General features: G+C 37.2%; 15 protein-coding genes. 4 read left to right on the top strand and 11 right to left on the bottom strand.

Annotated features, from left to right (window positions below; translation table 11 throughout):
* Positions 1–22: 22 nt before the first annotated feature.
* Positions 23–832 carry a putative ABC transporter permease gene (locus CC97_RS13735; protein ID WP_044975551.1) on the top strand — a complete coding sequence of 270 codons (810 nt, stop codon included), beginning with the start codon at positions 23–25 and terminating at the stop codon, positions 830–832.
* A gap of 160 nt (positions 833–992) precedes the next feature.
* Here the strand turns inward: CC97_RS13735 and CC97_RS13740 are convergent, their stop codons facing one another.
* The 11 genes from CC97_RS13740 to CC97_RS13795 form a co-directional block, all read right to left on the bottom strand.
* Positions 993–1,859: an Rpn family recombination-promoting nuclease/putative transposase gene (locus CC97_RS13740; protein ID WP_044975553.1), complete on the bottom strand. Its 867-nt coding sequence runs from the start codon at positions 1,857–1,859 to the stop codon at positions 993–995.
* Positions 1,860–2,002: 143 nt separating this feature from the next.
* On the bottom strand, positions 2,003–3,760 hold the full coding sequence (locus tag CC97_RS13745; protein ID WP_044973470.1) for a transposase: 1,758 nt from the start codon (positions 3,758–3,760) through the stop codon (positions 2,003–2,005).
* Between the two features lie 20 nt (positions 3,761–3,780).
* A complete protein-coding gene (locus CC97_RS13750; protein WP_044973469.1) occupies positions 3,781–4,152 on the bottom strand; it encodes a hypothetical protein in 372 nt (123 codons plus the stop codon).
* Positions 4,153–4,824: 672 nt separating this feature from the next.
* Complete coding sequence (locus CC97_RS13760) at positions 4,825–5,169, bottom strand: hypothetical protein (protein ID WP_044975556.1); 345 nt, start codon at positions 5,167–5,169, stop codon at positions 4,825–4,827.
* A complete protein-coding gene (locus tag CC97_RS13765) occupies positions 5,166–5,555 on the bottom strand; it encodes a hypothetical protein (protein WP_044975557.1) in 390 nt (129 codons plus the stop codon). The genes CC97_RS13760 and CC97_RS13765 overlap by 4 nt, the downstream gene beginning before the upstream one ends.
* Entirely contained in the window at positions 5,556–6,245 is a 690-nt protein-coding gene (locus CC97_RS13770; protein WP_044975559.1) for a DUF4417 domain-containing protein, read from the bottom strand. It abuts the gene before it with no gap.
* A gap of 133 nt (positions 6,246–6,378) precedes the next feature.
* Positions 6,379–6,948 (bottom strand): ImmA/IrrE family metallo-endopeptidase, encoded by a 570-nt coding sequence (locus CC97_RS13775; protein ID WP_044975560.1) that lies wholly within the window; start codon positions 6,946–6,948, stop codon positions 6,379–6,381.
* Positions 6,949–7,263: a helix-turn-helix transcriptional regulator gene (locus CC97_RS13780; RefSeq protein WP_044975562.1), complete on the bottom strand. Its 315-nt coding sequence runs from the start codon at positions 7,261–7,263 to the stop codon at positions 6,949–6,951.
* Between the two features lie 311 nt (positions 7,264–7,574).
* Positions 7,575–7,793 (bottom strand): hypothetical protein, encoded by a 219-nt coding sequence (locus CC97_RS20290; RefSeq protein WP_156036916.1) that lies wholly within the window; start codon positions 7,791–7,793, stop codon positions 7,575–7,577.
* A gap of 302 nt (positions 7,794–8,095) precedes the next feature.
* Positions 8,096–9,424: an AAA family ATPase gene (locus CC97_RS13790; RefSeq protein ID WP_044975565.1), complete on the bottom strand. Its 1,329-nt coding sequence runs from the start codon at positions 9,422–9,424 to the stop codon at positions 8,096–8,098.
* A 427-nt stretch (positions 9,425–9,851) separates the two neighbouring features.
* Positions 9,852–10,292 (bottom strand): hypothetical protein, encoded by a 441-nt coding sequence (locus CC97_RS13795; RefSeq protein WP_044975567.1) that lies wholly within the window; start codon positions 10,290–10,292, stop codon positions 9,852–9,854.
* Positions 10,293–10,795: 503 nt separating this feature from the next.
* On the opposite strand from CC97_RS13795, the gene CC97_RS13800 reads away from it, so the two are divergent.
* From CC97_RS13800 to CC97_RS13810, 3 genes are read left to right on the top strand one after another with little or no spacing between them, the layout of a single operon-like run.
* Complete coding sequence (locus CC97_RS13800) at positions 10,796–11,353, top strand: sigma-70 family RNA polymerase sigma factor (RefSeq protein WP_044975569.1); 558 nt, start codon at positions 10,796–10,798, stop codon at positions 11,351–11,353.
* A complete protein-coding gene (locus CC97_RS13805) occupies positions 11,350–12,456 on the top strand; it encodes a hypothetical protein (RefSeq protein WP_044975571.1) in 1,107 nt (368 codons plus the stop codon). The genes CC97_RS13800 and CC97_RS13805 overlap by 4 nt, the downstream gene beginning before the upstream one ends.
* Positions 12,434–14,779 carry an extracellular solute-binding protein gene (locus tag CC97_RS13810; protein ID WP_044975573.1) on the top strand — a complete coding sequence of 782 codons (2,346 nt, stop codon included), beginning with the start codon at positions 12,434–12,436 and terminating at the stop codon, positions 14,777–14,779. Before CC97_RS13805 ends, CC97_RS13810 begins: the two co-directional genes overlap by 23 nt.
* Positions 14,780–14,783 lie beyond the last annotated feature (4 nt).

Below are 14,783 nucleotides of genomic sequence, written 5' to 3' on the forward strand. Positions count from 1 at the left end.
GGTTTATAAAGGGGAAAAATTCATGTTTTACAGATTTATTATTCTTGCGTTCATATTTTCATCAGGATGCATTTCCGGATGGATACTTGAACTTTTTTACCGTCGTTTCAAAATAACGAACAAGGAGCATATATGGGTCAATCCGGGATTTCTGACCGGACCGTATCTTCCGCTTTACGGATTCGGCCTGACGCTGCTTTATCTGCTTGCCGGACTCGAAGACTACATTCCCGTGCAGGAAACATACATGAGGCGGGGAGTGCTGTTCCTCGTAATGTCAGTCGCGATGACACTTATTGAACTGATTGCCGGTGAGATATTTATTGTGCGGATGAACCTCAAACTCTGGGATTATTCGCAGATGAAGTTTAACTACAAGGGAATCATCTGTCTGCGTTTTTCATTTTTCTGGACTCTGCTCGGCGCAGTCTACTACTTCCTGATCCATCCGCATATACTGAATGCTCTCGAATGGTTTGCACACAATCTGCTGTTCTCGTTCTTTATAGGTATATTTTACGGAGTATTTTTCATCGACCTTGCAGAAACCTTCCAGATGGTCGGACGTATAAAGAAGTTTGCAAAGGAAAACGAGATGATCATCCGCTACGAGGAACTGAAGAATCAGATAAAGCTCTATGCGATGGAGAAGAGCGAAAATTATCGTTTCCTTCATGCGCTGTATACAGAGGAGACTTCTCTTCCGGAACATCTGAAACGATATTTTGAGATACAGGCCGCTTTCCTTGAAGATGATCTGAAGAATGACTTTATTGATGATAAGATCGATAAGGTGAAAGAGAAGATAGAACGAATAAAAGAGAAGATATGATATGACATGACATGACAGAACACCCTTATCCGTGGATGATGCGGATAAGGGTGTCCTTTATGAAAATGTACGCCTTCGGCGTGCTATAGAAAACGGCCGCCCTGGCGGACGACCGTTAAAATAAATCTGGTTTGAACAGCTGAATTTAATAATGAAGTTTTTAACTTCCCTGCATTTCAGCAATCTGAGCTTTGAGGCGAGATATTTCAGCAGCCTGAGCGAAATTGATATCCTTTTCCCTTTCAAGTGCTTTGTCCTTTATTTCAAGTTCTTTGGCATATTTAATACGTAATTCTTCATTTGATTCATCAATAAGTCTCTGAACTTTTTCACACATAGAAACTCCACCTTTCTCATTGTTTTTATAAAACCGTACTTTATCAGACAGCGGACCGAAATCATCACGGGATGCATCGCTGTTTTTGAAATACTGAAGAAGTTTTGTGATGTTGCGGTCGGTCGTTATTTTTGTATTCAGATAGATCTCATGTACTCCGTTCGGAACGGTGTTGTCACGACCTTTTAGTTTTCGTTCGACTTCGTAATAGTTGTCACCAAGATCAAACGGATCAAAAGCCGATATGAAGATGAAATACGCTTCCGGAAGTGAGTCATAATCACATCCTTTTCCGAGCAGGACAGAATCAAGATTAGCCTGATAGGATCTGATACGTTTAGGATGATTGCCTTCGTTTGATTTCTGAACTTCGATATTGTATACCCGCCCTGAATCATCTTCAGCAAGGATATCAAGTATTACTGAATGAGATATAAGGTTGCGGATATGGTACTGAACTTTGCACGCTTTAACGGTAAGTGTATCAATGCCGGTTATTTCTCTGAGAACATAAGTGCACACTTCCGTATCTTCCATGACGGCAGCGAAGAATGTGTCGTCCATTAGATTCAAACTCTTTACAAGTGCTTTTCTGGCTTCGATGGAACTGATGAACTCCCTGTAGCCGATGCGCCGCCTGTATCTTTTGTTTTTACTTGCTTTTCTGTTTATACCTTTGATTTTTTTCATGGTATCTCCTTTAATTATACCATGACCCGGGTCGATGGGCAATAAAAAAATTGTTACTATTCACGACCTAATTTTCCCAGTACAAAAGAAAACAACACCACTGGACCGGTTTTATTACCGGCCTGGTGGTGCTGTATTTTTTATTATTCACATTCAGCAAATATTTCTTCGACAGTATATGGGTTACCATCACATAATCTTGTTAATGCATCATATTCGTTGATTCCATTTCTTCGGCATGTTTCAATGTATGTACGAATCATTGCATAGTTATTTGCTGTTTTTGAAGATGCGAACTGACCTGACACCTTCATTTTTGTTTTCGTCCCACGTAGTGCTCGTTCTGAGAGATTATTTGTTGTAGGCAGACTGAAATCATATACCCAGGCGAAGTAATTGCTGCGATATTTTATGATTCTGCGTATCAGAGCGCGTTCCGGACCGCCTGAATATTTTGATGTATTCGCTTCTGCCAGCGTTTCTGCTCTTTGCAGAAGTTCTGTAAGCTTGCTTTCAAAATTTTCAAGATATCCATCATCAAATCGTGTTGTTCCTGCTTGTATCAGATTCTTTCGGTCTTTTATCGTTGCTGATATCAATGCTTTTATTTCAAGCAGTACTTCATGATTGGTTTCATCTGCAAGTTTCTGAAGATCGCGCTGCAAATGTGCATTACACTCAATATTTATGAACACAAAACGTTCATTGTAATTGATGCTGTTATGATCATGCATAACAGATGTTTCAGCAGAAAGATTTTCAAGTATTCCATCCAGAAGAATTCCGTTCATATCTTTGTTTTCATGGGCTGCAAAGAACGCGATTCTTTCGTCTCCGTAAAATCTCAGGCAGATTCTTTTGGTATCGGCGTAAACCACGGTATCATCCCAGTAAATGAGCAGTCTTTTAAGTAACTCCCTTCGCAAATCATTATGAAAAACTGCCAGTGCTTTGGCGGCTCTGGCCTGTACTTTAGCTACATACCCTTCACTCGGACTGATCTCTCCGTTTGTTATGCCCTGAAAGAATACAGGAACCTTATTTATTGACGAATTCATAATATTCAGCAAAACAAGTATCATTGCCTGTACGTTTGCTCCATATCTTACTTTCGTTCTTTTTTCAGGTGCCGTTCTGCTGATCACCAGGGTCCCGCAATTCTTACATTTGTAGACGTAATACTTATGCTTCACCCTCTTTACTTTAACTTCTACTTCTATTTCATAGCGATTTTCTGTTTTTCCGGTATATTCAAACTCATCTTTTTTGCATTTCGGACAACAGTCATCTTCAGTTAAACAATGTTCCGTTATATCAGTTATTGCTTCTTCTGCAGGTGGTTCAAGCTCTGATCTTTTATGCCCTGTTTGGCCTCCTTTGGAATTATCGGTTTCTTCTCTGCTGTTTGGTCTTGCTTTTGATTTCCCGATTGGTGTCTGCGATGTAGGCAGAGATGTATTGGTTCCATCTCTGTCCTGTACCGCTTTCATATGCCGGATCTCGGCTTTAAGTGTTTCTATTATGGTGTCTTTCTCGTCAAGTGCTTTTTGATATTCTTCGTCCTTCTTAGCAAGCTTTTTTTGATACTCACAGAACAAATCATAGTTTTCCTGTCTTAATTTACAGATTGTATCTATCTTTTCATCAAGCTCTTTGGTGTGATTTTCGCATTCAATTACAAGCTGTTCATACCAGATATCGCGTACTTTCTTCACTGCATTTTTTGATGACCGAACTTGTCTGCAAAGCTGTTTTATCCGCCTCTGATATCCAAGATATATGAGATGATGATTATGCTGCAGTTTTTTATATCTCTCACCATTTTCAAATTCTTTTACCAGACGTTTAAGTCTTTTATTTTCATATTGTAATGATGTATTGATAAAAAACTGCCTGTTCATAGCTTGCTTCCTGTTCTGTTTTATTTCTGTTCCAGCGCTCTTTCTGCTGATTCCTTTATGTTCAGTAAGTGATTTTTAAGAATAGCATTTTGTTTTTCAAGTTCGCTGATTCTTTTATCTTTCTGTATACTTTCTTCTTTTAGTTTTTTTATGATTTCCTTGTAATCCGGTTCTGCTGTTACCTTCGTTTCAACAGTATTGCTATTTGATTCTGATTTAGCCTTTCGTCCCGGCTTTCCTGTAGACGGTATCAGTTCTCCCGTTACCGGATCTTCCACTCCAAGATACTTGCGTATTGGTCTTGATTGTTTGGTTACAGGGTCGTAGTGTGATGTTGATTCATAAAGAACCACTCTTCCGGTTTTCTTATCTGTGTAGCGTACAATCGACATGATTTCAGCTTCCTTTCTACACTTGGTACTTATTATTATATCACATACCAACGAAAATGTCAATAGTTTTATTGGTATCTATTTAAACAAATACCACTATGCTTTTTTGTACTTTTTTTACGTAAAAAAACAGTGCTGAAAACATCGCATTTTCAATGTTTTCAGCACCATTATCATTTTTCTATTTTACATTATTTGGCCGTGAATAGTAACAAAAAATTATAGTCTAATTGGATAAATTTATCTGCAATTCAATAATACCATAAACAGGATTACTTGTCAACCATTTTTGAGGAAGAAAATAAAATAATTAGCATTTTACCATCTGGAGATATAAACCTTTATCTGTGGATGATGCGGATAAGGGTGTTCTGCCTGAAAATGAACGCCTTCGGCGTGCTATAGAAAACGGTCTCCCTGATATCAGGACGACCGTTGAATTTGTTTTTGCTATACTTAAGGTTAATTACAATTGTTTTAGCTTAATCTTGATAAAGAATTTACTAAAAGCAATAAATGATATTTGTGATTGCAAACAAAAAAGTATCATCTTTATTGACGAGTAATGCTTTTTGCGTTATAATATACATGCTTGTTTGAAGGATACTTGTATCCTTTGAATCACGTCCACATGATGTTGGTAGCATCATGTGGATTTTTTTTGCTATGACATCAGTCTTTACCTAAAATCTCAGTTGCATCATCCATGATGATATCTTTGAATTTGCGGTTACCAATAACCGAACTTTCCAACAAATCATTCATATCTGCGTACTCGCCAAGCAAAATATACGCATTGGCATTGCTGTTATCTGTAGCCTGATATAGACCATATATCGCTGTTCTGCCATCTATAAGAATAGTATTTGTAGCGTTATACATAGAACCAGTATGCAAGCGATATACTGTATCGTTATACTTGAAATCAAGCCCGTACCAATGACCTTCTGATGGATTCCATATGCCTATGTATTCGTTGGTGAACTCGTCCAGTGTATTATATTCATTAACTCTCATAACAGATGAAACTCCTTTTTGATTTTCTTTATAAGTTCTTTCTGCTCAGTTGTCGGTGAAACACCAGGTGAATTTGGATCATGATTAAGATAAACATGAATATGTGGTTGTACGCCTTTATGAGGATGAAGAAGGTCAATACTTATATGCTGTTTGTGTTCCTGATCATAATAGGAAAGGTGTTTCAGCTTTCCGTCTTGAACAATTGCATACACTCTTCCTTCTGTGTGAGAAAACTCAGGCGCTTTAACAGATCCCTTATTTTGAATAAGAACCTTAACATTAGGGTCACTTGATAGTGTTCCAAGTGAATAATAATTCTGACCACCATCTTTAAATGTGAAATCACCCATATTTACATCTACAAATGCACCTCTTGAACCCATTTAAATCGCCTCCTTGATTTCAAAAACAGCGGAAATGCCATCAAGTTTCATTTGAACAAAATCCGCAGCGAAACTATCTGTGTATCTGAAATTGATAAATCGACCTGTCATTCCTTGTATCATGTCACCTACGACTATAATAATAGGAGGATTTAGTCTTTTCTTCATTTCATTGAAGCCTAATAAAAACTCTTCCTGCCGATTCTGACAGCCGATAGTTGAAATAATAACAGGTGTTTCTTCTTCTACTGCGCAGAAACTAATATCAAATGTTTCTTCTCCCGCCCAGCCCAGTGTTGGCAACACAATGTTTCCGTAATTCTGCCATGTACAGCCGAGCCAACGGCTTTTGTATACATTGTGACGTATATCGTTGTAATTCATAGACGGATAGATGCTGAAATCAGGTGTAGCTATTGCTGCGCAAGTACGGAAAAGAGCAATCTTTTTCAATGGATTATTCCAAAGAGCCAACAGTTTATAATCATCTATAAACATATGTACTAAGGAATTATGATTGTCACGTTTCTTTGAAAGATTCTGTATGCCCTGTATGTTCAGGTTTTCCCAATCAATGCGACTAACATCTGTTTTTCTTATAATCGGTATATGATAGGTATCGAAACTGCAGCCGCCAATTATTGGCCTTATTACTTTATACTTTTCATATTCGGATATACCTTTGATCATTTAATCCTCACTTTCCGAGGATACAAAGCGTTATGCTTGCTTGAAGGACACTTGTATCCTCTAAATTATTATGTTTTATATCAATTAAAAGATAACCCTGCATTGGTAGTACAGACCTATCTTTATAATGCAATCATAAGCATTCCTCCTTAGAAGTGTCAGGAAACAATAAATCAATGAGTGGTTGTTCGTAATCAAATATCTTATCGCCGTACGTTGCTCTGCGGTTACGTACATTTTTGATTGCATTTTCAGCAGCATCACCGCTAGCACCGTGATCAGTTATCAAGGTCAGCTCGTCATTGATATTGGCTTTAATGAGATATGGAATAGGACACATGATATATCTTGAGAAATAATTAGCCATATCATCGTTGAATTCGCTTTCTTCAGTATCATTATTCACATAATGCTTGATCTCATGAAATATGGAATACCGCTGCCTTCCGTAAGATTCAACTTTGTCATTATAGAATATAGTAGGGGGTGTATCATGTGTCGCCGGAGAATAAAAAGCATCGGGAGACCTTTTTCTGAGTAATTCCTGAGTTTCTTCAGGATACGCAGAATATGGTACTAACTTTAAACCGAGTTTTTTGCATAGCTCTTTCTCATCAACGGGAAATGATGTGATATTGTAATCAATATAAATATCAATTACCAATCGAGCCATTCTCTCATAATCGTTGCCGTTTCGATACATTTAGTCTCCGTTTCCGAGAATTAACTCAATCAGCTTATACTTTTCTTCTGCTGTCAAAGAGTTTCCGTTTCTTGCAATCGCCGTTGCTATCTCTGTATAAGGTTTTATATATGTTTGATCATCATCATTCAGCAAATACGCTGTTGTTACATCAAGAGCTTTTGCAAAATTTATGATAATATCCAAGCGAGCTGTCCTGTCACCCTTTAGATAGCGAGAGACCGATGCTTCTGTTATTCCGCTGAGCTGTGATAACTTCTTCTGTGTTATTCCTTTTGCGTCCATAAGCTGTTTAACTTTCTCTTGCCATGTCATAAGATCAACTCCTTTCTTTTATCATTATAAATTACCGTTTTGCAATTGTCAATAGCCAATTTGAAATAACGGTGAATTAGAGTTGGATAATGTGCACCGGCGGTGCACTATCAACAGCATCGGCACGTCTTTGACGTGCCGATACCTTTTCTATGGAAAGAGATTGCAATTGATGTTCCACGTGGAACATTAATTGATGTGTTCCTGCAAAAAAAATGTACGCCTTCGGCGTGCTATGGAAAAACGGCCGCCCTGGCGGACGACCGTTAAAATAAATCTGGTTTGAACAGCTGAATTTAATAATGAAGTTTTTAACTTCCCTGCATTGCAGCAATCTGAGCTTTGAGGCGAGATATTTCAGCAGCCTGAGCGAAATTGAGATCTTTTTCCCTTTCGAGTGCCTTGTCTTTTATTTCAAGAGCCTTGTCTTTCACTTCAAGAGCTCTGTCTCTTTTTTCAAGTTCTTTAGTATATTTAATACGTAACTCTTCATTTGATTCATCAATAAGTCTCTGAACTTTCTCACACATAGAAACTCCACCTTTCTCATTGTTTTTATAAAACCGTACTTTATCAGACAGCGGACCGAAATCTTCACTGGATGCATCACTGTTTTTGAAATACTGAAGAAGCTTTGTGATGTCGCGGTCGGTCGTTATAATTATACCATGACCCAGGTTTATAGGCAATATGAATTTTAAGATAAAATGGATTATATGCCGGTAAAGGTGTTCTGCCTGAAAATGAACGCCTTCGGCGTGCTATAGAAAAACGGCCGTCCTGTCGGACGACCGTATTTTTCTAAAAGTTGATCATCATTAATTATCGTATTTTAGGTTTCTTCCACGTATTCTTTGATCCGCCACAACAAATATAAAGGCAGGCTATAGACCATTGTATCATTAACCTGATTATCGCCTATATTTTTCATTGAAACTTTGAATCCATATTGCGGTTTATACTTCGATATAAAGTTACTGAAACTTTTTGCATGTGTATTTTCAGCTGATTTAACTTCAACAGGAATCATATAGCCTTTATATTCAGTCAGAAAATCGACCTCAGCCTGATTTCCCGATCTCCAGTAATAATACGGAAGATCGTTTTTTATTAGTTCTGTCAGCACATAGTTTTCGGCTATAGCCCATTTAAATCTTACATATCTGTCGTCGCCATCCAGAATGGTTCTGTAATACACGTTTGCCTTGAACCTAAGCAATCCCACGTCAGACATAAAGATTTTGAATGATGTATCATCCGACATATATGAGAGAGGTAATTCAGGCTTTTCAATCAGTTTTTGTTTATATACTAAGCCGGCATCAATCAGCCATTCAAGGGCATCTTCAAGTTCTCTTGCTCTGCCGCCTTCTTTAACATGTGAAAAAACAAACTTGTTATTTTCACGTGCTAACTGTTCCGGAATCGAGTGCCATATCTGCCTGATTTTCGCGACTTCGTTTATTGGTGCATATTTTGCAAAATCATTTTCGTAATCCTCTATGAGCTCTGCCTGAACAGCTTCGACCTCTTCGTAGCTGTGCGAATTGATCCACGTCTCTACTACAGCCGGCATTCCGCCTATGATGTAATAATTAAGCAGGTGTTTACGAAGTGATTCCGTATAAAGTGTCGGTAACTCATGAAGCTTATCTCTTAATTCAATTCCTTCAAAAAGTTTTTCGTCCCCATTGGCTGCAACAAACTCTCTGAAACTCAGAGGATACATTGTTATTCTTTCGACTTTGCCGACAGGGAAAGACAACCCGCCTCTTTTAAGTGACACTCCCAGAAGAGATCCGGCAGCTATAACATGCAGCTTCTGCATATTTTCACAAAAATATTTTAAGGATGTGATCGCCTTGGGCGATGCCTGAATTTCGTCTAATATCAGAAGTGTTTTTCCCGGAACTATTTTGCAGCTGGAAATCACCGTACTTAATTCATGGACGATTCTTTTAACATCCATGTCGTATTCAAAAACAGAATTTAAAGCTTCATTTCCTTCAAAATTAAAGTATGCAACATTATCAAACTGTTCTTCACCGAATTTTTTTGCTATATATGTTTTTCCGCATTGTCTGACACCGAGAATCATCAGCGGTTTACGATTTTTCTTGTTCTTCCATTTGATTAAATCGTTCATTACTGATCTTTCCATATGAAACTCCTTTTCTTAAGCCTGGTCAGCAATATTGTCAAGATTATTATATCATTATTACGATGCTTTTTCAAGGAAAAATCACATTATTCATATGAAAAAGTGGCACGCTCGCCAGTTATTCATATGAATTTCTGGCATGATCGCGTATTTGCGTGGTGTGGAAATATTTAGAGTGGCACTGTGGTGAGAGTATTTCACTGTAAAATGAACGCCTTCGGCGTGCTATGGAAAACGGCCGCCCTAGACTGACCGTTGAAATGGAATCTATTATCTCACGTGTTTTGACATGAGTTGATATGTTGATTTTATTATATTCCAATTACAGCCTTTGTTATAAACCTGAATTAAGGAAAATCTTTTGGAATGCTTATTTCTAAAGTCGTATATGCTGAAACGGAAAGTTTGTTTTATAATTAGCGTTCAATCAACCAAAGTACTCTTCAAAATGTAACTGACTAATCATACATCCATTGTTTCGTAAAGGAATAATAACATTTTGAAAATACCAGGAGAAATCTGTTGTTTTGTTTGATAATTCTTTTCTATATAGATTCAGCCCAAGAGTTATTTCTTGTGTTGATGATGCTAAAACAGATAATCCGGCTTTAATATTACCTTTAAAAAATAAATTAATGCCTATTATTTCGTTATTTTTCTGCTTGTGGTTGATAATATTTATAAGTGTATCTTTAGATAATTGTTCGGTTTTCCAGTTGAATTCATCTTTATCTTCAACAGGAAGATATTCGGTAAAACCATTGTAGTTATATGATTCCCAATTTAGCTTACTAAGCAATAAAATAAAATCGGAGATTTTGTTTGAAAAATCTTCACAATTTAGTGTTATAGATGCTTCATAGCTCATATGTTACACCTCGCTTGTAGAATAGAATTTCAGTGAATGGAATGCCTTTTTTAGTAAGCCATTGTTTAATTTTATCTGGTATAGGCGAATTAGAAAAAAGTTCGTATGAAGCTCCATTTTCTTTTGCTATTCGCAATCTATCTCCCATATCGGATTGAAATTTAGTATATTTTAACTTTTGATTTTATTTTGTTGTTGCGCTTTGGTTTCATAAAAAAGTTGCCTTTCTGATAAAAAATAACTTTAAACATGATTGGAGTGGTTTAACAAGTCTGCTGTAACACTCTACAATTTAATATAACATAAATGCTACTATATAATCAAGACATATTGAAATTAGAATGTGATGGATTTTGTGTCTGAAATATATAGTATAAACCACGTGGAACATTTTTATAGAGCTGGTTTGAAGTGTTTTTTTATAAAAATATGAGTTATAATAAGAATTGACCGTAAGATTTAAGACGAAATCCCGTCAGTATAAGTGAAGGGAGGAAAAATTATTGGATGATAAAACGATAATCAGACATTACTGGGACAGAAACGAGATCGCTCTTAAGGAAACGGATGAAAAATACGGACCGTTCTGTACTTCCATTGCAATGAATATTCTGAATGACAGGGAAGACTCAAAGGAATGTGTGAACGATACATATCTGAAAACATGGAATGCAATACCTCCGGCACGCCCTGCGGTTTTTCCGGCGTTTATCGGAAGGATAACGAGAAATCTTGCTTTTGACAGATATAACATGCGGAAAACGGCTAAACGAGGCGGCGGAGAGATGAACGTAGTTCTTGAGGAAATGGAGGAACTTCTGCCGGACAGAACAGCAGATCCGGAAAGTGATGAGAAAGAACTGGCGGAAGCCCTGAACGAATTTCTGGCCTCGCTGCCGGATAAAAACAGGAATATTTTTGTGCTGAGATACTGGCATGCGGAGAGTGTCACAAATATTGCAAAGATCTTTGATATGACGGAAAACAGCGTTTCAGCACTTCTGAGCCGCCTGCGTCATAAACTTCATAAATATCTGACGGAAAGGGGATTCGAGCCATGACCAGAGAAGATATGTTCAGAGTATTCGGAAATATCGATGACAGTTTAATTGTTTCTGCTGAGATAAAAAGAAGCGGAAAAGCGTTCGGATTATCTGAAACGGATAAAGGTACGGCAGAATCAAATCTGTCAGCTATAATACCACCGCAGAGTTCAGCAATGGAGAGCACTTCTGATAAAAAAGATCCAGTCGTTTCAGGTTCCGGAACAGAAAGGACGATAGTTATGGATGTTGTCAGAAAGAAAAGCAGGAAAATAAAGATCGTAGTCGTTGCTGCCCTGATCGCTGTTACGGCTGCTGCAGCGGCGGTATATCTCGGAACAAAGAAAGATAAGAATGAGAATAAAGAGAAGATAATAACCAATTATTTTAAGGAAGATGATAATTTTAAGTTATCTCTGAAAAATGCTTATCCGGAAACCTTTACAGTAAATGAAAACGGTTTTTATTTCGGCGGATATATGATGTTCGACGGTGAAGTGAATTATTTCTTAAAATTATACGACGCTTCGGAAAATAAGAAATATGAAGCAGATCTTTCCGGATATGACGGAGAATATTTTACTCCTCTTGGTGTTACAGATGACGACATATGGGTGTATGGAACAGACAGTTCCGGGGAACATGATCTTCTGAGAATAAGCCGTGATGAAATGAAAATATCCGGCAGAATCCATTTTTCTGAAAAAGAATGGATCTATCAGATAGGTGAAGATGATGAGGGAAACTTTATTGCAGAAAAATATATACTCGAAGGGACAGAAATTACTGACTGGACTGTAAGAAAGTATAATAATGAACTTCAGTCTGTATCGGAAAAATCAGTTGTTGATAAAGAAATACTTAGTGAAGAAAACACTCTTTTCAGAGGATATACGAGCTGTGATGACGGAAGGTATTTCACTGTCTACAGTAACGGATCAGATGAGTACACTTTGTATGCATATTCTCCGGACGGAGAACTTCTGTATTCAAAAGAAAATATTGAATCTGATATGGAAGGAAACTTCAGCGGAATAATGACTGACAGAAACGGAGAACCAGTAATATATTCTGATCCGAAGTCTTCTAAAGTTCAGTTTGAAAAAAACACAGTCCGGTAGTTTATATCTGTTTGATAAACTTGATCCGGATACAGGTAATGTTACCGGAAGATACGAAACAGCTATCAACAATTATATGCTGTCGGGATGGGCGAATATTTCAAGAGGTAAGGCGCCTGATGGTTTTGATTTTACATATTTTGATCAGAATTGTTTGTACGGTTGCAGTATCGAGGATGAAAAAACGAAACTGATAGTTGATTTTACCAAAATCGAAAAGGAGGGAAACGTTCCTTCTTCTGTTGCAATATCAGGTGATCTGATATTGTATTCCGGACAGAATACAAATGAAATCGAAGCAGGAATGTACATTTGCAGAACTGATCTTTCCGGAAATATTACTGCAAAGAAAAAAACAGATGATTTCGGATGCGGACCAGATGCTACTATAAGAAAAATAAGAAGTCTTGATAACGGTGATCTATGGATACTATGCAGTCTTTATGATGAAGACAGTAATGGTGAAACTTTTTTCATGGTAAACACCGATCCGGAATTTAATGTTAAGGCGACTGTGAATATTGAGAAGAAGAATGATCATTGTTACTATCAGGATTTTATTGCAGATAGTACCGGCAGAATTGCAATAATGGATAACGGGAATAATGAACTGCTATTCTGTAATAGTGACGGAACAACAAGAAAATCCGGTATTACGGCATCATCATTGTTTTTCTTTACGAGTGGTGATACATGCTGTTTCTGTGAAGGCATCAATAAAAAATCGGGGACTGAGATCAGCAGTATCGACTTCGATTCGGACAGTATTACAGTAATCGGAAATGTTGATTATAATATATCAGATATAGTTGAGTCTGACGGAAAATATGATGTATGCTTTGTAGTCAGTGATGGTATTTACGGATATAACTTAAAAGATAACAAAAGCGAAGAACTGATTAATTGGCTTGATTCGGATTTTGACTATGTACCGTATGAAAATGCAGTTCTGGATGAAAATACTATAATAGTCGGATCACATGATTTTGGTGATAACAGCAATTACAGTTATGGTATGGGGGTCAGACTCCTCAGAAGAGTTGATGAGGAAACTCTGAAAAAAATACAGGAACGACGGGTTATCAGTATAGCAGTTAGTTCATTAAGTTTTGGAATTAAAGAACTGGTAACGGAATTCAATAAAAACAATGAAGAATATCGGATCCATTTGGACGATTACGGTAAGTATATTCAGTATGATTCGTATTTTTCTGAATCAGGTATTTCAGCACTTGAACATGAGGTGATCATAGGAAACGTTCCTGATATGGTTTATTTCAATGCTGATTTTGATTACACGAGATATGTCGGATTTGATGCGTTTACAGATATTAACACGTTGCTTTCCGAAGCGGATCTTAACAGAGATGATTATTTTGAAAATGTACTTGATTCTATGAAGGTAAATGGCAGACAGTATGCTTTGCCGCTTACGTTCGCTCTTAATGGACTTGCCGGTAACAAAGAAATAATCGGTGATATCGGTGACATAAAACTCAGTGAACTTGCAGAATTACAGAGTGAAAGACCGTTGTTTTACGGTGAACCGTACAGACGGATTATTGATTCACTCATTTGTAAAAATATTTTTGAATTTGTTGATACAGAAAACTATTCTTGTGATTTCGACAATCAGAATTTTAAAAATGTACTCGAAATAATAAAAGAGTGCGGAGTTACTGAGGAAGAATATTTTAATATGGACCATGAACCACAGGAAGACGGCAGACGTTCAGATTATGAAACGAGAATAAATAAAGGAAAATGTATGTTTGAACCATTTGATTTAGCCTCGTTCAGTTCCTATGCGTCTGAAAGACAACGATATGCTCTGAAAGAAATGACATTTACCGGACTTCCTTCAGGAAGAAAAAGCGGACCTGTTATTCAACCCGTGTGTTCTCTGGCTGTATTTGACACTTCTGATAAAAAAGACGGAGTGGCTGATTTTCTGAAATTTATGCTGTCAGATGATGCGCAGATCAAAATGAACAGTTCTGATGATCTGATGTTCTTTATGTATTCACTTCCGATAAAGAGATCAGTCTACGAGCAACTCTGGGAACGTGATGTCAGAGATAAAAACACCACTTCAACTGACTGCTACGGAAAAAATTATAAAGTTAAAAGTCCTGATATCCATGTCCGTGAACTTTTTGATGATATGATCGCATCAGCCACAGTAACTTCACTTTCAGACAGCAATATAAGAAAGATCATTTATGAACAGGTGGAACTTTATCTTGAAGGAGGTCAGACGACCGAAGAAACGGCAGCAAATATTCAGAAGAAAGTAACAATGTATTTAAAAGAAATAAAGTGATATG

The sequence above is a fragment of the Ruminococcus sp. HUN007 genome (assembly GCF_000712055.1).
Classification (GTDB): domain Bacteria; phylum Bacillota; class Clostridia; order Oscillospirales; family Ruminococcaceae; genus HUN007.